This is a genomic window from Salipaludibacillus daqingensis, assembly GCF_029891575.1.
GTDB lineage: Bacteria > Bacillota > Bacilli > Bacillales > Salisediminibacteriaceae > Salipaludibacillus > Salipaludibacillus daqingensis.
Genome location: NZ_JARZHF010000002.1, coordinates 466,196 through 484,799, shown reverse-complemented (window position 1 = coordinate 484,799; position 18,604 = coordinate 466,196). Strand labels below are relative to the sequence as shown.

At 37.5% G+C, this 18,604-nt stretch carries 20 protein-coding genes; 19 read left to right on the top strand and 1 reads right to left on the bottom strand.

The window, feature by feature from the left end; translation table 11 throughout:
* Nucleotides 1-61: 61 nt before the first annotated feature.
* The 8 genes from QDN89_RS06525 to QDN89_RS06490 all read left to right on the top strand — a co-directional run bounded on the left by QDN89_RS06525 (nt 62) and on the right by QDN89_RS06490 (nt 8,552).
* Complete coding sequence (locus QDN89_RS06525) at nt 62-1,207, top strand: MFS transporter (protein ID WP_280769289.1); 1,146 nt, start codon at nt 62-64, stop codon at nt 1,205-1,207.
* Nucleotides 1,208-3,331: a formate dehydrogenase subunit alpha gene (fdhF, locus tag QDN89_RS06520; RefSeq protein ID WP_280769288.1), complete on the top strand. Its 2,124-nt coding sequence runs from the start codon at nt 1,208-1,210 to the stop codon at nt 3,329-3,331.
* A 39-nt stretch (nt 3,332-3,370) separates the two neighbouring features.
* Entirely contained in the window at nt 3,371-3,913 is a 543-nt protein-coding gene (locus QDN89_RS06515; protein WP_280769287.1) for a 4Fe-4S dicluster domain-containing protein, read from the top strand.
* Between the two features lie 22 nt (nt 3,914-3,935).
* On the top strand, nt 3,936-4,469 hold the full coding sequence (locus QDN89_RS06510; protein WP_280769286.1) for a Rieske 2Fe-2S domain-containing protein: 534 nt from the start codon (nt 3,936-3,938) through the stop codon (nt 4,467-4,469).
* Nucleotides 4,462-4,668 carry a hypothetical protein gene (locus tag QDN89_RS06505; RefSeq protein ID WP_280769285.1) on the top strand — a complete coding sequence of 69 codons (207 nt, stop codon included), beginning with the start codon at nt 4,462-4,464 and terminating at the stop codon, nt 4,666-4,668. Before QDN89_RS06510 ends, QDN89_RS06505 begins: the two co-directional genes overlap by 8 nt.
* 40 nt (nt 4,669-4,708) lie before the next feature.
* Complete coding sequence (locus tag QDN89_RS06500) at nt 4,709-6,001, top strand: NarK family nitrate/nitrite MFS transporter (RefSeq protein ID WP_280769284.1); 1,293 nt, start codon at nt 4,709-4,711, stop codon at nt 5,999-6,001.
* 82 nt (nt 6,002-6,083) lie between these two features.
* Complete coding sequence (locus tag QDN89_RS06495; RefSeq protein ID WP_280769283.1) at nt 6,084-7,604, top strand: MFS transporter; 1,521 nt, start codon at nt 6,084-6,086, stop codon at nt 7,602-7,604.
* 237 nt (nt 7,605-7,841) lie between these two features.
* Complete coding sequence (locus QDN89_RS06490) at nt 7,842-8,552, top strand: Crp/Fnr family transcriptional regulator (RefSeq protein WP_280769281.1); 711 nt, start codon at nt 7,842-7,844, stop codon at nt 8,550-8,552.
* A gap of 124 nt (nt 8,553-8,676) precedes the next feature.
* Here QDN89_RS06490 and QDN89_RS06485 read toward each other — a convergent pair whose 3' ends face one another.
* Complete coding sequence (locus tag QDN89_RS06485; RefSeq protein ID WP_280769280.1) at nt 8,677-9,222, bottom strand: hypothetical protein; 546 nt, start codon at nt 9,220-9,222, stop codon at nt 8,677-8,679.
* A 195-nt stretch (nt 9,223-9,417) separates the two neighbouring features.
* On the opposite strand from QDN89_RS06485, the gene QDN89_RS06480 reads away from it, so the two are divergent.
* From QDN89_RS06480 to QDN89_RS06430, 11 genes are all read left to right on the top strand, one after another.
* Nucleotides 9,418-10,140: a YwiC-like family protein gene (locus QDN89_RS06480; protein WP_280769279.1), complete on the top strand. Its 723-nt coding sequence runs from the start codon at nt 9,418-9,420 to the stop codon at nt 10,138-10,140.
* Nucleotides 10,141-10,194: 54 nt separating this feature from the next.
* Nucleotides 10,195-10,377 (top strand): YjzC family protein, encoded by a 183-nt coding sequence (locus QDN89_RS06475; RefSeq protein WP_280769278.1) that lies wholly within the window; start codon nt 10,195-10,197, stop codon nt 10,375-10,377.
* A gap of 125 nt (nt 10,378-10,502) precedes the next feature.
* The gene (locus QDN89_RS06470) at nt 10,503-10,676 is read left to right on the top strand and encodes a hypothetical protein (protein WP_280769277.1); all 174 of its coding nucleotides are present in this window, start codon (nt 10,503-10,505) and stop codon (nt 10,674-10,676) included.
* A 352-nt stretch (nt 10,677-11,028) separates the two neighbouring features.
* Entirely contained in the window at nt 11,029-12,006 is a 978-nt protein-coding gene (locus QDN89_RS06465) for a BMP family ABC transporter substrate-binding protein (protein ID WP_280769276.1), read from the top strand.
* A complete protein-coding gene (locus tag QDN89_RS06460) occupies nt 12,006-12,560 on the top strand; it encodes a DinB family protein (RefSeq protein WP_280769275.1) in 555 nt (184 codons plus the stop codon). The genes QDN89_RS06465 and QDN89_RS06460 overlap by 1 nt, the downstream gene beginning before the upstream one ends.
* A gap of 165 nt (nt 12,561-12,725) precedes the next feature.
* Complete coding sequence (locus QDN89_RS06455) at nt 12,726-13,070, top strand: hypothetical protein (protein WP_280769274.1); 345 nt, start codon at nt 12,726-12,728, stop codon at nt 13,068-13,070.
* Nucleotides 13,071-13,243: 173 nt separating this feature from the next.
* On the top strand, nt 13,244-14,176 hold the full coding sequence (locus QDN89_RS06450; protein WP_280769273.1) for a beta-ketoacyl-ACP synthase III: 933 nt from the start codon (nt 13,244-13,246) through the stop codon (nt 14,174-14,176).
* Nucleotides 14,177-14,208: 32 nt separating this feature from the next.
* Nucleotides 14,209-15,450 (top strand): beta-ketoacyl-ACP synthase II, encoded by a 1,242-nt coding sequence (gene fabF / locus QDN89_RS06445; protein ID WP_280769272.1) that lies wholly within the window; start codon nt 14,209-14,211, stop codon nt 15,448-15,450.
* Between the two features lie 510 nt (nt 15,451-15,960).
* Nucleotides 15,961-16,830: a cell wall-active antibiotics response protein LiaF gene (liaF, locus tag QDN89_RS06440; RefSeq protein ID WP_280769271.1), complete on the top strand. Its 870-nt coding sequence runs from the start codon at nt 15,961-15,963 to the stop codon at nt 16,828-16,830.
* The gene (locus QDN89_RS06435; protein WP_280769270.1) at nt 16,823-17,995 is read left to right on the top strand and encodes a sensor histidine kinase; all 1,173 of its coding nucleotides are present in this window, start codon (nt 16,823-16,825) and stop codon (nt 17,993-17,995) included. Before liaF ends, QDN89_RS06435 begins: the two co-directional genes overlap by 8 nt.
* Nucleotides 17,979-18,602: a response regulator transcription factor gene (locus QDN89_RS06430; RefSeq protein WP_280769269.1), complete on the top strand. Its 624-nt coding sequence runs from the start codon at nt 17,979-17,981 to the stop codon at nt 18,600-18,602. The genes QDN89_RS06435 and QDN89_RS06430 overlap by 17 nt, the downstream gene beginning before the upstream one ends.
* Nucleotides 18,603-18,604 lie beyond the last annotated feature (2 nt).

Here is an 18,604-nt window from a genome sequence, read left to right as displayed (position 1 = left end):
GCAACCATATTAAAAGAGTTATTCGTAACTCTACAAGGTTTATCAGGAAGGGGAGTTAAACATGAGTCAATTAGAAAAGTCTTTTTATTCAAAAGCAAGCATGTATTCCTTTGTCGTTGTAACGGTATTATTTTTCCTTATGTGGGTAGGGACAGGGCAATTTTCCCATATGGATTGGATGCTGTTTGGTTACATGGTTTCATCGTTTATCTTTTTCATAGGAATTACAGTTAGACTGACGTCTTGGTTAATGAGACCAGCGACGAATGAAGTTATTAAAAGGTCGATTCGAAATATGAAAACGAAAAAGAGACAAAAACGAAATTGGAGAGCAATAACAAAAACATTGATTGATAACATTATCTTACAAAAATTTATCTTTAAAAGAGGATTATACCGCGGAGTGCAACATTGGTTAATCGCCTGGGGATGTATCGGTTCTCTCGCTATTACTTTTGGATTAACGTTTGGTTGGATGCATTTTAAATTAATCGATGCAACAACATACCAAATGGTCGTATTCGGCATTCCAACATTGGAAATGGCACCAGATGGTTTCCTTGCTCAGATGTTTTTCGAAGGATTAAACATTACAGCATCGATGTTATTGATCGGCTTAGCAATGGCGATCACTAGAAGAATAAAAAATCATGACCTACAAGTGACGCAAAGAGCAGAATTTGATTTGTTTCCACTTTACATTCTTCTTGCGGTGACGCTGACTGGATTATTTTTAACCGTATCTTACAAGCTTCTAGGAGGGTGGATGCATCCACAGTTAGCTTTAATACATCAAATAACCGTTGTTGTATTTCTTATCTACTTCCCGTTCGGAAAGTTGTTCCACTTACCAATTAGACCAATGGCAATGTCGGTCCCAATGAATTACCAAGAAACCCCTGAAGTGGATACGAAAACATGTCTTGGTTGTGATGAATTGTATTCGAACGATGAACAAATTGCTGACGTGAAAGCTATGTTAGGCGCCCAAGCCTTTGATTTAACAAATGAAGATGGAGATTGGTTAGCGGAGTATTGCCCGGCTTGTCGAAGAAAACTGAGAGTGATGAGTCAACTCAATCTACCTAAAAAAACGAATAGCAAACCAACACCTATTGAAACTAACAATGGCATTCACATGCCAGGATTTGGACGAAAACGGTCAGAAGAGTTTTATCAATCAGCAGAAGCGAAGGAGGAGTTTTAAATGACCCAGTTTGTTGTTAAACCTGGAGTGAAAAATCTACACCACGAAGGTGAAAAATTAATTACGACACACTGTTGTTATTGTGGCATGCAGTGTGGCATGCATATAAGAGTCAATGAAAAATCTGGAAAAGTTGTCGGTGTTGAACCACGATATGATTGGCCAGTGACAATGGGGAAAATGTGTCCGAAAGGCGTAACCGCCTACCAAACTGTTGATCATGAAGAAAGAATTAAAAAGCCTTTAATCAAGAAGAATGGAGAATTCGTTGAAAGTTCTTGGGAAGAAGCACTTGATCTTATTGAAAAGAATTATAAAAGAATTCAATCGGAACATGGGAAGGATGCGTTATCCGTATTTGGTGGTGTTTCCATGACGAATGAAAAGTGTTATTTAGTCGGGAAATATGCCCGAGTGGCTTTAGGAACAAGGTATGTTGATTATAACGGCCGTTTTTGTATGTCATCTGCAGCAGGTGGATTTATGAAGACTCTAGGTATTGATCGAGGCTCAACATTACCATGGCCGGAATTAGAACATACAGACTGTTTCTTTATGGCAGGATCAAATACGGCAGAGTGTCATCCAACAACGATTCAATGGCTTTGGAAAGCACGAGACAAAGGTGCCAAGATGATCGTTGCCGATCCAAGGGAAACACCGACAGCAAGAATTGCAGATGTTCATTTGGATTTGAAGTCAGGAACAGACTCTGCATTAGCAAATGGGATGATGCATTTACTCGTTAAAGAAGGCTATGTTGACGAAAAATATGTCGATGAGCGTTGCAATAATTACGAACAATTAAAAGAATCAGTGAAAATTTTCACACCAGAATATACATCGGAACTCACTGGAGTTTCCGTTGAAAAGCTAGTGAAAGCTGCTCGTATTTTTGGACAGTCTCCTCGATCAGTTGTCATGTTTGCCCGCGGGGTCGAACAGCAAATGAAAGGTGTCGATAATGTAAGTTTATACACATCAATGGCACTTTTAAGAGGACAAATTGGGAAGTTCGCTTCTGGTGTAGCGACATTCACAGGTCAAGGGAACGGTCAAGGGGGAAGAGAACACGGTCAAAAAGCCGACGCATTGCCAGGATACAGAAAAATAGATAATCCAGAACACGTGAAATATGTTTCAAGCGTTTGGGGAATTGAGCCCGAAGAAATGCCGAAAGCTGGTGTTTCTGCTTATGAGATGTTCGATAAAATTCAACGAGGAAACATACGTGCGATGCATGTGATTTGTAGCAACCCAGCGGTCTCAGCACCGAATAATAATTATATTTGGGATAGCTTTAATAAACTAGATTTCATGGTCGTCTCCGATTTCTTTTTATCTGAGACTTGTGAATTTGCTGATGTGGTTTTACCAACAACTACGTGGGCGGAAGATGAAGGAACAACAACAAACCTTGAAGGTCGAGTGATTCGAATTCGTAAAGTAAGAGAACCAGTTGGAGAATCAAAAACGGATTGGGAAATTATGCAGCTAATTGCAGAGCGAATGGGAAAAGGGAAGTATTTTCCTTACAAAAATGTCCCTGAAATATATGAAGAATTTCGATTAGCTTCCAAAGGTGGGAAAGCAGATTATTACGGTATTACGTATGATCGAATCGAAAAAGAAGATGGTGTGTTTTGGCCTTGTCCAAGTGAAGATCATCCAGGTACACCAACAATGTTCCAAGATTCGTTTGGAACGGAAGATGGCAGAGCGAACTTAGCTGCAGTTGGATGGCAACAACCTGGGGAAGTCACATCAGCAGAATATCCCATCACATTAACAACAGGGCGAGTTGTATTTCATTATTTATCTGGAACGCAAACGAGAAGAACGCCATTTTTAATGGAACAATGTCCAGAACCTTTTGCGGAAATGCATCCTGAGATGGCGTCAAGGTATGCATTGAAAGATGGCGATTACGTCTATTTGGAAACAAGACGAGGGAACATGGAAGTCAAAGCAAAGATAACAAAAGCCATTCGAAAAGATCACATTTTTGTTCCTTATCACTGGGGCAAGGAACTGTCAGTGAATAAACTAACGAGCCCAGCCTTAGACCCAACATCAAGAATGCCAGAATTCAAAGTGGCAGCTGTGAAAATCAAAAAGGCTTAATAACAAAACGGTCAACCAAAACAGCAGGAGGTTATGAAAATGAATAAAGTGATGTATTTAGAATTCGAACGCTGTATTGGCTGTCGCGCTTGTCAGGCGGCCTGTAGAGAATGTGGCGGACACGATGCAAAAGAACGGAACTACGTGGAATATGTGAATTTCTTTGAAAATCGTCAAACATATCCAATGATGTGTATGCAATGTAAAGATCCAGCTTGTGCTAAAGTTTGTCCGGCAAATGCGATTCAAATTACCGAAGAGGGTGTTGTCCTTTCAGCAATGGAAGATAAGTGTATTGGTTGTAGAAACTGTACCTTTGGCTGTCCATTCGGTATTCCTAAGTTCGATTTTGAAGAAAATAAAATGTACAAATGTGATATGTGTTATGACCGAACAAAGCATGATATTTCACCAATGTGTGCGTCCGTTTGTCCATCTGATGCGATTCGTTTTATTGATCATGACGAAATGATGGATTTAAGAAGAAGAAGAACACAAATGAACTTAATTGAAGGAAAAAAACCGTCAGAGAACGATAAATGGGAATACGTACCTGAGTTTTTCGGAGTTTATTCAGATTAAGTTAGAGAAAGGAGAATGAACGATGAATACCGAGTGTAAAAAAGGACGCAACGTAAAGAAATCAAAGTCTGATATGGTCAACCTTATCGGAAATGTCGATCAAAAGGATGATTTGAAATATAACCGTCGCGCGTTTTTGAAAACAGCAGCAGGTGCCTCCGTGGCGCTTGGACTTTCTACTGTACCATTTAGTGTTAAGGCAATGATGGGTATGGCGGAAGAGGAAGAGGAGCGAGTAGAGATTACTAAACTCGCTAACTTGCCTAAGGGTGAATCGCTAACTTTTAATTATCCTACGGAAAACGACGCCGCGATTCTTGTCCATTCAGTAAATGGAGAATTAGTTGCTTACAATTCAGCATGTACCCATTTAATGTGTCCAGTTTTTTATGAAAAAGACAGTGACACACTATTATGCCCTTGCCATAAAGGATACTTCGATATCAATAATGGTCATCCTATCTCAGGACCGCCACAAAGAGAACTTCCGTTAATTGAACTAGAAGTGACAAACGGCACAATTTTCGCGACGGGAAGGAAGTATCGTCATGGCTAATAAAAAATATTGGGTGATTATATTTTTGACAATTGCAATTAATGTCATGATGGTTCAATGGACAGTGGAGTCATATCTAGGAAGAGAGTATGAACAAGTTGTTTTATTCTCAGGTATAGCGATTGTATCCGCATGTATTGCTTTTATTGCCCTTGTTTATTGGAAAAGAGTCGAGTATGAAGCGGAGCAACATGAGTAGACCATTAATGAGAATTTTACTGATATAGGAGGAGTTTAACATGGCACAAATACAAAAATGGGAACCCGAAGACGAAGCATTTTGGGAACAAGAAGGGAAACAACATGCAAGACGAAATTTATGGATTTCTATTTCTGCATTATTTTTAGCTTTTGCAGTATGGCAAATTTGGTCTGTTATTGCAGCAAATTTAAATGATATCGGATTTGCTTTTACAGAAGGTGAACTATTCTTACTTGCAGCATTACCAGGGTTAACAGGAGCAACACTTCGGATTTTTTATACGTTTTTAGTTCCTATCTTCGGAGGAAGAAATTGGACGATAATTAGCACAGCATCTTTACTCATACCAGCAATTGGGATAGGATTTGCTGTTCAAAATCCTGAAACATCGTTTGTTACGATGGCTATTCTAGCAGCTCTTTGTGGTTTTGGTGGAGGGAATTTTGCATCTAGTATGTCGAATATTAGTTTCTTCTATCCAAAGAAAGCAAAAGGAACAGCGCTAGGTTTAAATGCAGGAATTGGAAACCTCGGTGTAAGTGCTGTGCAGCTTTTGTCGCCAATTGTTATCACAGTAGCATTGTTTGGTACGTTTGTCGGTGCTCCTCAAGTGTTAGGAGACGGGAAAGAAATATACATGCAAAATGCAGCCTTTATCTGGGTTATCCCAATCATATTAACGGTTGTAGCAGCTTACTTCGGAATGGATAATTTACCGGGTGTAAAGGCATCATTCAAAGAACAAGCTGTTATTTTCAAAAATAAACATACGTGGATTATGACATGGTTATATACGATGTGCTTTGGATCCTTTATTGGTTATGCGGCAGCTTTTCCATTATTAACAAGGACAGAGTTCCCTGAAATAAACGTATTTCAAATTGCCTTTATTGGTCCTTTACTCGGAGCGTTAATCCGGCCAGTAGGTGGTTGGTTGTCTGATAAACTAGGTGGAGCATTTGTCACTTTTTGGGACATCATTTTACTTATCACTGGAACCCTAGGTGTTATGTATTTCTATAACGCAGGTAATTTTGCAGGATTTTTAACAATGTTTATTATCGTGTTTATTGCAACAGGTATTGCAAATGGATCGACGTTCCGCATGATTCCATTTATTTTCGAACAAAAAGAAGCTGCAGCAGTGTTAGGATTTACTTCCGCGATAGCAGCTTACGGAGCATTTCTCATTCCAAGTTTGTTTGGTTGGTCGATCAATCAAACAGGTATGGCAAATGTAGCTTTAATAATCTTTATCGTTTATTATGTTATAAGCTTGGGAATTCACTGGTTCTATTATTCAAGAAAAAATGCCGAAGTAAAATGCTAATATCATCATTTCAAGAGATGGATTAATTTGCTCTTTACAGAAAATTGGCTGAGTATTCATTGGTAAAAAAGGGGCGTTTTTTATGAAAGTAAAAGAGTTATTTCAATTCAAAAATGAAAGAACGAGAACGTTACATTTAACTTGGGGAGCCTTTTTCGTTTCATTTTTTGCTTGGTTTAACATGGCCCCTTTAGCAGGTACAATGGTAGAATCTGTAGGTTGGTTAACTACGGATCATATTGCAGCTTTAGCTATTTTAAATGTTGCCCTAACGATTCCCGCACGAATCGTTATTGGGATGTTATTGGATAAATATGGACCTAGACGAGTATTCTCTATTTTATTAGTAGTGATGGCGATTCCAACATTTATGTTTGCATTTGGGACGACGTGGATGCAATTATTCGTTTCACGATTATTAATTAGTTCCATTGGTGCAAGTTTTGTTGTAGGAATACGTATGGTTTCTGAGTGGTTCCCACCTAAAAGTGTGGGGTTTGCAGAAGGTTTCTATGCTGGTTGGGGAAATTTCGGTTCAGCTGTTGCTGCAATCGTCCTTCCATGGATGGCTTTAACAGCTTTTGGAGGAGATGACGGGTGGCGATATGCGATTGCATTTAGTGGGATTGCTTGTATCATTTACGGAATAATATACTGGTTCTCTGTTAAAGATACACCTGCCGGAAAAACGTATCAAAAACCTAGAAAAGTTGCGGCTATGGAGGTAAGTACTTACGGTGATATGATCCAACTTATCTTATGGACGATTCCATTAGGTGGAGCGCTAGGACTTTTAACATGGCGCTTACAAAACTTAGATTTTGTCTCTGTTCAAGCGATGAATATTATTTTCGTAGTCTTGTTCCTAGTAATAGCTTATCAAATCATACAGATCCTTCGCGTGAATATCCCTATTCTACGTGAAGGTGTTCCAAAAGATGACAAATATAAATTCAAAAATGTTGCGGCATTAAATACGACATACTTTGCGAATTTTGGTGCTGAGTTAGCGATTGTATCGATGTTACCGTTCTTTTTCTTAATGACATTTGAGCTTTCCGCTATGGGAGCAGGATTAATCGCTTCATCTTTCGCATTCGTGAATCTATTCGCTCGTCCATTAGGTGGATGGTTATCGGATAAAATGTCAAAACGTAAAACTGTTATGTTAATTTATATGATTGGTATTAGTTTAGGACTTTTTGGAATGGCCTTTATCAATTCTGAGTGGCCACTTATAATGGCTATTGGGATTACTGTATTAACATCGATATTTATCCAGGGCGCTGAAGGTGCAACATTTGCAGTGATTCCTCTGATTAAAAAGAGGATAACAGGTCAGATTTCAGGAATGGCCGGTGCTTATGGAAACGTCGGTGCTGTTGTGTATTTGACGATCTACACCCTTGTTACGCCCCAAACATTTTTCTTTATTTTAGCAGCAGGAGCATTTGGAAGTTTTCTGTTTTGTTTATTGTTTATGGAAGAGCCGAAAGGATCTCATGACGAAGAGTATGTGTTGTCATCAGTAGATCGTGAATTGAATGAGAATTTAAAAGATGCATCTAAACAAATGAAAGAAAGAAATTCTGTTTCAGCTTAAAAGGAAATTCAAAATAGGATTCAGAAGGTGTTAGCTTACCTTTTGAATCCTATTTATGTATAAATGTCTTAGAAAAAAGAGTCTGTGAACGTTTAGGAGAGTAGACGTAATGACTTGAATCCGTTAAGATTAAATCATTCAAAATATAGACAAAATTTATCAGTTTGTAACTATTGCTATAGTGTTAATATAGAATGAAGAGAGGTAAAAGAACGATAAAAGGAGGAAGGTTTCTCTATGGAAAAACAACAATTACAAATGAAACGGTTTTTTAATGAAATTTCACCAGAGAATCAAAACCTTCTATTGAAAAATGGTTTAGAGATAAATGCAAAGGAAGGAACGTATTTATTTTATGAAGGAGACTTCCCAGAACATGTTTACTTAATTCGTTCCGGAAAAGTAAGGTTAAGCAAGATGACGTCTGAAGGAAAAGAGTTTTCTGTTCATTTAAAACAACGAGATGAGCTTGTTGGCGAAGTAGGGTTATTTAACGAGATGTCTATTAGTGTTACAGCGGAAGTCGTTGATAACGCGACACTAATTCGTTTTGACCGTCATACATTAGAGGCATTATTTCGGCAAAATGGGGAAATAGCGGTTGCTTTTATGAAATGGTTTGCTCGACATACGCAATCAACGCAGGCAAAGTTCCGTGACCTAATTCTTTGTGGGAAAACAGGAGCTTTATATTCGACGCTGATTCGATTCAGCAATTCTTATGGTATTTCGAAAGAAGAGGGCATTCTCATTAATGTACATTTAACGAATCAAGATATCGCAAATTATATAGGAACAACAAGAGAAAGCGTTAATCGTATGTTAAATGATTTGAAAAAATCGGGGATTCTGTCTATGGACCATGGTTATATGACTCTTCACGATATACAATACTTAAAAAACTATTTGCACTGCGGAGATTGCCCAGTGGAAATATGCACCATTTAATGATGAAATCATGAATAAAGATCTTTATTCATGATTTTTTTTATTGACCTAAAGATTATAACGAATGAAGTGTAATAAGAGGTGAGTGTCCCATGTCAAATCCAATCAGCTAACTCAATACGATCTAGTCAGAAACCGGTATAATTTTTAGCTTGTCTCCAAGGAATGTTTCTTCTCCTTCAGAAGAAATAATAGTACAAGAAGGGATTTTTGGATTCTCATTTATATCTTTTGTTGCCATATCAGAAGAGATAAATATTCCTTTACCTAGAAATACTTTTCCGTCAAAACACTCGACCTTATGCCCTTCTAGGGACCGGTGTCCTGCTTGATCAAGAAATTCAGACCAAGATTGGAAACCATGGACTAAATAAGTAGGATTTCCTTCTGCATTATATCCAAGCATGGCATCCGAGTCATCAATCTTAGCATTGAGATTTTCTGCGATGTGAGTAATCATTTCATGCATTTCTTTACAGCCGTCGTAAGAGACTTCATCTTTGCAAGAAAATTCTACGACTTTGGCCGTATTGTTATGAATAGCTTTTACGATAAATGAGTCTGCTTTTAATTCTCTTATATAATGATCTTCGTTAAGTTTAAATCCAAATTTAGATAAAATTGGATATATGCCATTTTCTTTTTTATAATAAAGTAGAACCTTTAACATGATAACTCCTCCTTCAACGATCAGTGAAGCCTATGTTTTCGATTATGGTTGATTATATCCATACTTTATCAGAAAAGATAAATCATTGCTGTGGGAAAAATCACTATTGAAAAAAATATTTATGTGATTACCATCACATACATTTCCACGGCTCTTTAGTAAAGTTAAATTAAGACATAGAGAGGAGGCGAGGAGATGAAATGGTATATTCCAAGAGAACATGGGGCATGGGCTATGGTCATTGTTCCTTATTGGTTAGGGGCTGGAATGACAGGCGTTACTTTTAATCATATCATCTTTTTTATTGGATTATTTAGTTTATACTTTGCACAAGCGCCATTGTTAACTTATCTAAGGCAACCGAAGCATCAAGACGTCTGGCCATCATTTTTTATTTATGTTACATTTGGAAGCTTTTTTTTAGTTCCGAATTTCATAGTAGATCTCTCGCTATTTTATATTGCTTTAATTATCTTTCCGTTTTTCTTTATAAACCTTGTGTTTGCAAAACTGAAGAAAGAACGTTTATTTTTAAATGATTTATCTGCTATCATCGCTCTGTCCGCTTTTTTGTTATTTTCATACCAAATAGGAAATAACACGCTTTTACTAGAAGCTTTTTATTACATGTTTGTTGTTGTAGCGTTTTTTGTAGGGAGTGTCTTCCACGTAAAATCACTACTTAGAGAAAAAGGTAATATTACATTTAGGAGAATATCCGTTTTGTATCATATTGGTATGGTGGTCATTATGTTTGTATTCGTATCAACGGGTGCAGGTGTTGCTTTTCTTATATCATTAGTAAAAACAGTCGCTATGCCTAAAAAATATTTGAAAAAACCAATACAAATTGGTATTGTTGAAATTATAAATAGTTCTTTTTTCATCATTGCCGTTCTTTTTAGTTATTATGGATAGAATCCCATTTAACCGTTCATTATAATTGTGTATGATTAAAAAAGAGGTGAACGTATGGGACAAAGAAATCAATTTAAAGCAGGCGATAAAGCACCAAATAATGGTGTTTATATGGAAATTGGTGAAACGAGAAGCATGGTACAAGATCCAAAGCAAATTCATTTAGAAGCAGGCATGACTTTTCCGGAAACGACAAACAAGGACCGAGTTTGGACATTTAAACAAAAGCCTAATTGATCGAAGGTAAAACCTTCGATTATTTTTTTGGAATAGGTATTATATAAATGAAGTATGGTTGGCGATTATGAGATATGTATGATGAAAAAGTCTAGGAATCTGGTAAATAGCTTAGGAGGAGAAAGATGAGGTTTTTTTTAGGTGTTGTCATTTTTTCTGTCGTATCGATTTTGGTTTTTTTCTTCCTGACGGGAAACACAGAATGGCCAATGGAAGTTATTGTGATTAGTTCTTTGTTTTTAGGCGGACTAACTGAATGGCTTTTCTATAAAATGAAATCTTTTAGTGGTGATGCTTAAATGAAGAATTTCGTGATCTTAAGATGGGTGGTATTGAACATTACCTTTCTCGCCCAACGAGGGTGTGTAGTTTATATATGATGCAAATCTATCTGAACCACGAGGGTTGAATAATTGAAGCGGTGTAGCCTCCGTGGAAAGAGGGGAAGAATCTGGAACCCTCTCTACTATGTTTTATTTTCAGGGTAGTAAATTAAAAAGAGGATTTATAAATGCCATGTCGAATTATTTTACATATAGTGAGAAATAATCGGGCTGTTTTTCAGTCAGTTCCTCTAAAATCAGTAAACATCGTATTAATTATAAAAGAATATACTTTGAGAAATGAATCAAAGGAATGGGTGTTAAAAAGATGAAAAAAATTAAATATTTAATTGTTATCCCATTTTTTCTCCTTTTATTTAGTTGTGATCAAAACGAAGAACAAAACTTAGAAAAAGTAGGGTTACTCCTTCCTTATCCTATTGATGATCAAGCATGGAATGCTAAGGGTTACCAAGGTATGTTAAAGTTGCAGTCTACGTTAGGTGTTGATGTGTTATTGAAAGAAGATATTAGATCAAAGTCTCTTGTAGAAGATGCGATTGCAGAATTTCATAAGGAAGATGTAGGCATTGTATTTGGACACAGTCATATCTATGCTGATTTATTTATGGGATTAAAAGACGATTTTCCTGATATGCACTTTATTAGTTTTAATGGAGAAGTAGAAGGCGACAATATTACGAGTCTTCATTTTGAAGGTTACGCCATGGGTTATTTTGCGGGGATGCTAGCAGCAGAGATGACAGATTCTAATGAAGTGGGTGTCATAGCGGCGTTTCCTTTTCAACCAGAGGTAAAAGGATTTGAAGATGGAGCTAAATTCCATTCGGATTCTGTGACCGTTAATATTGATTATGTGGAAAGCTGGGTAGATAAATCACGAGCTTTTAGGATATTTAACGAGATGAAAAATAAAGATGTTGATATTTTTTATCCTGCAGGGGATGGATACCACGTTGAAATCATTGAAAAAGTTAAAAAGGAAGGTCTTTATGCAATTGGATATGTGGGAGACCAACTTGATTTAGGCGAATCAACAGTTTTAACGAGTACTGTTCAAGAAGTGGAAAAACTCTATGAATTTGTTGCAACAGATTTTAAAGAAGGTAAATTAGAAAGTGGAAATATTTATTTTGATTTTGAAGATGGCGTTATTACTATGGGGAATTTCAGCGAGGAGGTTCCATCAAAAACGAGGGAATGGATAGAAGATCACATTACTAAGTACATTGAATCAGGTATGTTGCCAGATGATGTTAAAAACAATGCGGAGGGTGATGAATAATGATCGAGCACACGTTAGCCCCTGTTTCCTCTAGAGAGTCTACACATCTACTAGGAGGATTAATTTTAACTAGAGAACGTCTTTTAGGTTTGCTAGATGAGTTGGATGAGCAAGATATCCATCATCACGTGCATGATTTTCCAACGATTGCGGCTTATGCGCTGCATTTAGCACAAATTGAATTATGGTGGAATAAAATGGTTTTGCAAGGTGAAGGATTGACGGATGATGAGAGAGCTCGCTTCTTTTTCCAAGAAAAACAAGTAATAACAGCACCAAAGCACTTGGAAAAAAGTTGGTTTTTATCTCGCCTAGGTGAAGTTCGAATGCTGACAAGAGAATATTATTTAGATTTATCAGATATGGAATTCCGACGTGCTAATTTAACTGTGCATGGATTAAACAAAGAGGAGAGATACTCTCCTGAATGGATTTTGTATCATTTAAATCACCATGAGAGTTACCATCTCGGTCAAATGTACATGTTGTTGAAATGGATCAATGGTCAAAGGGAAAAGTGGGATCATTTTAATAGTCCATATCTTTCTATTTAACGGAAGACGCTCGGTAAATTTTTTCACATCTTAAGGGACGAAAAGGGTAATGGAAGTGAAGAAGCTGTAAACTACTCTCATATGTTTTTATTTTAGAGTATAGAGGTTATAATAGGAGATTCTAGTAATGTAGAATATATGTAGATCAGGTTAGGAGTTTGATGTATGCCAGAAGAACAGTCAAAAGCTATAAGAAAAATGGCAGATCGTATTGTAAAAGGGTATGAAGCCGTTCATCAAAAGCAATACCAAGAAGCAAAAGAGTTATTAGAACCACTATTGCCACTTTTCCACCAAGAAGAAAAACCGAATGTTACACTTTTAGCTTACGTATCCATTTCTCAAATAGCAACAAAGGATATCGATTCTTTTTTACAAACATATGAAGAATTAAAGAAATATGATCCGGAATCTGCAAAAGAAGCCGCTCTAGTAAAACGAGTAGATGAAATGTTTGAAGAATTAATGGGGGCCGTCGAAGCAGACGCTCCAAATAAAAAAGACGAATAAAACCATCTGTTGTAAGTCATTTATGAAAGCTGTGTCTCATAAGAGGCACAGCTTTTGTTTCATTAAATAATTCGACATCAGAAAGTTAAAGTAGGATAACATAGACTCTTGCACTTTTATTAGTACTAGGTCATAATAATAACTATAAAATTGATTTTTAAGGAGGAAACGAGATGCGAGCAGGAATATGGGGAATGGGAAAATACGTTCCAGAGCATGTCGTAACAAATATAGATTTAGAAAAAAAAGTTGATACAAATGACGAATGGATTCGCACGAGAACCGGGATTGAGGAGAGACGAATTGCTTCAGATGATATAGATACGTCACATATGAGTTACTTCGCTTCTGTCGATGCCCTTGAAAAAGCGGGGATACATCCTGAAGAATTGGACATGATTATTGTAGCCACGGTGACACCGGATCAAACCTTTCCATCGGTATCTTCGATGCTCCAACAACAACTCGGAGCAAAGAAAGCTGCCGCAATGGATGTTAGTGCCGCCTGTGCAGGGTTTATGTATGGCTTAGTTACCGGAAAACAATTTATTGAGTCTGGCACATATAAACATGTCCTTGTCGTAGGTACAGAGAAGCTTTCAAAAATCGTTGATTGGAATGACCGCAACACTGCTGTATTATTTGGCGATGGTTCAGGTGCAGCCGTATTAGGTCCTGTAGAAGGGGATAATGGTATTTTATCATTTGAACTAGGATCAGATGGAGCAGGAGGCAATCACATTCGCATGGAAGATCATCTCATGATGAATGGACGGGAAGTGTTTAAATTCGCTGTTCGTCAAATGGGAGAATCTGCACTGAATGTCGTTCATAAGGCAGGTTTAGTCAAAGAGGATGTTGATTTTCTCGTACCACACCAAGCAAATATTCGAATTATGGAAGCAGCACGACAAAGACTAGATCTTCCAATTGAACGAATGTCTAAAACAGTAGACCGATATGGAAATACATCTTCTGCTTCTATACCTCTTTCATTAGTACACGAATTGGAAAATGGTAAGATAAAAGATGGAGATGTTGTTGTACTTGTAGGATTTGGTGCAGGACTCGTATGGGGTGCTGTCGCCATGAAATGGGGAAAATAACGTTTGATTAGATAGAGAAAGGAGCAGTTTTAATGACTAAAAATAGAGTTGTAATTACCGGTGTCGGAGCTGTGACGCCTTTAGGAAATGATGTAGAAACAACATGGGGAAAATTAATTAACGGAGAGTCAGGTATAGATGTATTAACAAAGTTTGAAGAAGGAACATTCCCAACTACTGTTGCTGCTGAAGCAAAAGAATTCGATCCTGCTGACTTCATGGATGGGAAAGATGCGCGGAAGATGGACCGTTTCACACAGTTTGCCGTTGCAAGTGCAATGATGGCAGTGAAGAATGCTAATTTAACAATTGATGAGACAAATGCGAATCGTGTTGGTGTTTGGATTGGTTCAGGTATTGGTGGCATGGAAACATATGAGAAACAGTTCCGTTTGTATGAAAAAAGAGGCTATCGTCGTGTATCGCCGTTTTTTGTGCCGATGCTCATTCCAGATATGGCTTCAGGACAAGTGTCAATTAAATTAGGAGCAAAAGGCGTTAACTCTTGTTCAGTTACGGCATGTGCGTCTGGAGCAAACTCTATTGGAGATGCATTTAAAGTGATCGAACGAGGCGATGCAGACGCGATGATTACTGGTGGAGCAGAGGCTCCAATAACAGAAATGTCATTCGCAGGGTTTTCTTCTGCGAAAGCTCTTTCGACTAATTCTGATCCGAAAACTGCAAGTCGACCGTTTGATAAAAACCGAGATGGTTTTGTGATGGGCGAGGGTGCCGGAATTCTCGTACTTGAGTCACTTGATTCTGCTGAAAAAAGAGGAGCAACGATACTTGCTGAGATCGTGGGTTATGGAGCAACGGGAGACGCTTATCATGTCACGGCACCTGCACCTGAGGGCGAAGGCGCCGCCAGAGCAATGCAACAGGCTTTATCCGATGCAGACTTAAAACCATCTGACGTTGTTTATTTAAACGCTCATGGGACAAGTACAGGATACAATGATAAATATGAATCGATGGCAGCAAAAACAGTTTTTGGAGACCATGCGAAAAAATTAGCAATTAGTTCTACTAAGTCAATGACAGGTCATTTACTTGGTGCAGCAGGTGCAATTGAAGCAATCTTCTCTGTGAGAGCAATCCAAGAAGGTATTATACCAGCAACGATAAATTATCAGACTCCGGATCCAGATTGCGATTTAGATTACGTTCCAAATGAATCAAGATATACAGATGTTCCAGTTGTTATGAGTAATTCATTAGGTTTCGGGGGCCATAACGTTTCCCTAATCTTTAAAAAATTTGATAGCTAAAAATCAATTTAGAAAACGGTCGCCATCAATTGGCGATCGATTTTTTGCTTTTAAGCACTTATTAGTTGACTGGTTGGATTAGAAAATTGGTTTAGTAGTGCCCATAGAATTGGCAAAAAGCTAACTTAAGGTCACTAGTGGCCAGCACTAGTGACCAAAGAAACGATAAAAAGCTAATTAAGGGTCACTAGTGGCCAACTCACTAGTTAACATTGATATTGATTCGAGAAATAGCTCAATTAAGATCTTTCTCCGCCTCAAGTCTTAGATTGAAACGGTCTTGCGGTCCTTTTCACTCAAACATAGATAACGTAAACTGATATTAAGATCAACAAAGTTACTTCTATAAAGCGGTTAGACAAAACTATATTATAGAAGCAATAATAAACTTAAGAAAATTACTCGTCAACAACGAAGTTAACAATTGGCGAATCGTAATGGAAAGGATACAATAAAAGAGGGAGATATTTCTGTTGGAGAGGTTTTCCTACTAAAATGAGGTGAAGTAATATGAAAAATTTTATTGGTATTCTTATATTAAGTGTTGGTATCGTTTTTTTATTAACGAATACGGGCCTAATTGATTTGGAAGTAACGAACTATTTCTCCACTTTTTGGCCCGCTATTATTATATTGATTGGTTTAAAGGTTTTATTCGAAGGGTTAGTCTACTTTTTTCATGGATTAAAAAGAGATCGATGGCATATTGGAAAAATCTTGTGGGGAGCATTCATATCCACTGTTGGGATAGTGCTACTAGGGAATAATGCAGAATGGTTTCAATATGGAATAGGTGATTTGTGGAATTGGACATGGCCTCTCATTATCGTTTATATCGGATTCAAAGTCTTATTTGATCGAGATGGTAATGTGGTAATAAATTTGGGTCCGGAAGAAGTAGAAAAAGTGAAACGTAAGAAAAAAGTTAAAAAAAGAGGCAGTGAATCGTCTTATTCATTTCACTCAATAGGATCAGATGAAAGGGCTCATAAGAATGAGAGGAAAAAAAGTCAAAATCATCGGACGTTTATCGGAGATATTTCATTAGGGAAACAGGCTTGGGAACCTGATGGTATGGATATAAGTATGGGGATTGGTAGCATTGAAATAGATTTAACAAAAGCCATTTTAAAGGAAGGCGACAATATTTTAGATGTTTCTAGTTGGATCGGTTCCGTTGAAATTTACGTTCCGAAAGAAATGGCAGTGCAAGCGAATGTGCATGTAAAAGCAGGGGAAGTAACATTATTTAATGATAGCCATGCAGGAACAGGGCGGAGTGCAGCATATACAAGTCCTGGGTTTCATCAAGCAGAAAGGAAGTTACTTCTCGATGTCGATTTAAGCATTGGTGATGTGGAGGTCTTGACCGTTGACTAAGGAACGAAAACCAACGTCTATGGAAACAAAAAAGCGATCAAGTTTACAAGGAATTCTTTGGGAGCTTTTAAGACTTCAATTCAAGGCGGTTGTTACCGCAGGGGCGATTTGTTTTTTAATTGTGCTGATCCTCCAAAGTACGATTTTATCTTGGGAGAATCAGCCTGAATCCCTCTTCTACAACGTGGTTAAAGTTGCGGAGGATCCACTTATCTTCGCAGTGTTGACTCTCTTTTTCATGGTTGTATTTCTCATTACAGGTTGGATGTATGCTTATGCCTATGGATTATCAATAAAAAAAACAATCGCGCAATTTATTTATCAGCTAAAACAATTTCAACGAGGATCTTTAAATAAAAAAATATCGGTGCAAAGGCAAGATGAATTCAAAAAGTTAGCCGAAGAAGTAAACGAATTGACTGATGATTTAGAACAACAAATCGTTTCAATGAGACGTGTTTTAAATGAGAACGCTACTTTAATAGAAGAAGCGGAAAAAGGAGCAAGCCTTGAAGAACGGAGAAAGTTGGCAAGAGACCTTCATGATGCTGTTAGTCAAGAACTGTTTGCTGTTTCCATGTCGTTAGGTGCAGTTCATAAAGTATTTCATCAAAATCCAAAAAAAGCTGAGCAATTATTTAATCAAATTGAGAAAATGGTGCATCATGCACAGCAAGAGTTAAGAGCACTCATTATGCATTTGCGTCCCGTTACGTTAGAAGGAAAAGCTTTTAAACATGCGATGGAAAGTTTTATGGAAGAGTTGAAATTAAAGCATCCGAACCTTCGCTTTGAATGTGATCTCCACGTTGTTCCACCCATCGAAAAAGGAACGGAAGAACAGCTCTTTCGCGTCCTTCAAGAAGGGATTTCTAATGCTCTTCGTCATGCTAATCCTCAAATGATCGGCCTTCATGCTTCTCTAAGAGGAGAGCGATTACTCATCATTTTGGAAGATGATGGAGATGGATTTGACTCGATGCAAATAGAACAAAATAAGACAGGGAATTATGGACTTTCTACGATGAAAGAAAGAATGACAGAGTTAGGGGGACACTTTACGATTGTATCCTTTCCAGGAAAAGGAACCAAGTTAGAATTTCGGATTCCATTAACGAATGATATTTCTAAGGAAAAGAGTGATTTGAATGAATCGACCGATTAAAGTTCTAGTAGTTGATGATCATGACATGGTTCGGATGGGTTTAGTAACATACTTAAGTGTTGAAGAAGATATGGAAGTCGTTGGAGAAGCGTGTGATGGCGCAGAAGCAATTGATAAGGCAGGAAAGACGTTTCCAGATGTCATTTTGATGGATTTATTAATGGAGAAGATGAATGGTATTGAAGCGACAAAAGTATTAGCTAAAACAAATGTGAAAATTATTGTATTAACGAGTTATATCGATGATGAAATGTTATTTCCAGTGTTGGAAGCAGGTGCATTTAGTTATTTATTGAAAACGTCTTCAGCAGATGAGATTGCACAAGCGATCCGCAAAGCAGCAAATGGTGAACCGACTTTCCAAGGTCAAGTGACGCAAAAAATGTTCCGGCATATGCACAATAAACCAAAACACGATGAATTAACTAATAGGGAACATGAAGTTCTCTGCCTTATAGGAAAAGGAAAAACAAATAAAGAAATCTCTGAAGAACTGTTCATCGGCATTAAAACAGTAAAAACGCATGTAAGCCATATATTAGCCAAGTTAGAGATAGAAGATCGAACGCAAGCGGCTATTTATGCCAATAAAAATCATCTCGTATAAAC

Excerpts from the sequence above, each read along its gene's own strand:
- fdhF (WP_280769288.1), top strand. The coding sequence starts at position 1,208 with ATGACCCAGTTTGTTGTTAAACCTGGAGTGAAAAATCTACACCACGAA.
- QDN89_RS06505 (WP_280769285.1), top strand. The coding sequence starts at position 4,462 with ATGGCTAATAAAAAATATTGGGTGATTATATTTTTGACAATTGCAATT.
- QDN89_RS06485 (WP_280769280.1), bottom strand. The coding sequence starts at position 9,222 with ATGTTAAAGGTTCTACTTTATTATAAAAAAGAAAATGGCATATATCCA.
- QDN89_RS06510 (WP_280769286.1), top strand. The coding sequence starts at position 3,936 with ATGAATACCGAGTGTAAAAAAGGACGCAACGTAAAGAAATCAAAGTCT.
- QDN89_RS06480 (WP_280769279.1), top strand. The coding sequence starts at position 9,418 with ATGAAATGGTATATTCCAAGAGAACATGGGGCATGGGCTATGGTCATT.
- QDN89_RS06455 (WP_280769274.1), top strand. The coding sequence starts at position 12,726 with ATGCCAGAAGAACAGTCAAAAGCTATAAGAAAAATGGCAGATCGTATT.
- QDN89_RS06470 (WP_280769277.1), top strand. The coding sequence starts at position 10,503 with ATGAGGTTTTTTTTAGGTGTTGTCATTTTTTCTGTCGTATCGATTTTG.
- liaF (WP_280769271.1), top strand. The coding sequence starts at position 15,961 with ATGAAAAATTTTATTGGTATTCTTATATTAAGTGTTGGTATCGTTTTT.
- QDN89_RS06515 (WP_280769287.1), top strand. The coding sequence starts at position 3,371 with ATGAATAAAGTGATGTATTTAGAATTCGAACGCTGTATTGGCTGTCGC.
- QDN89_RS06525 (WP_280769289.1), top strand. The coding sequence starts at position 62 with ATGAGTCAATTAGAAAAGTCTTTTTATTCAAAAGCAAGCATGTATTCC.
- QDN89_RS06465 (WP_280769276.1), top strand. The coding sequence starts at position 11,029 with ATGAAAAAAATTAAATATTTAATTGTTATCCCATTTTTTCTCCTTTTA.
- QDN89_RS06430 (WP_280769269.1), top strand. The coding sequence starts at position 17,979 with ATGAATCGACCGATTAAAGTTCTAGTAGTTGATGATCATGACATGGTT.
- QDN89_RS06500 (WP_280769284.1), top strand. The coding sequence starts at position 4,709 with ATGGCACAAATACAAAAATGGGAACCCGAAGACGAAGCATTTTGGGAA.
- QDN89_RS06460 (WP_280769275.1), top strand. The coding sequence starts at position 12,006 with ATGATCGAGCACACGTTAGCCCCTGTTTCCTCTAGAGAGTCTACACAT.
- QDN89_RS06495 (WP_280769283.1), top strand. The coding sequence starts at position 6,084 with ATGAAAGTAAAAGAGTTATTTCAATTCAAAAATGAAAGAACGAGAACG.
- fabF (WP_280769272.1), top strand. The coding sequence starts at position 14,209 with ATGACTAAAAATAGAGTTGTAATTACCGGTGTCGGAGCTGTGACGCCT.
- QDN89_RS06490 (WP_280769281.1), top strand. The coding sequence starts at position 7,842 with ATGGAAAAACAACAATTACAAATGAAACGGTTTTTTAATGAAATTTCA.
- QDN89_RS06450 (WP_280769273.1), top strand. The coding sequence starts at position 13,244 with ATGCGAGCAGGAATATGGGGAATGGGAAAATACGTTCCAGAGCATGTC.
- QDN89_RS06475 (WP_280769278.1), top strand. The coding sequence starts at position 10,195 with ATGGGACAAAGAAATCAATTTAAAGCAGGCGATAAAGCACCAAATAAT.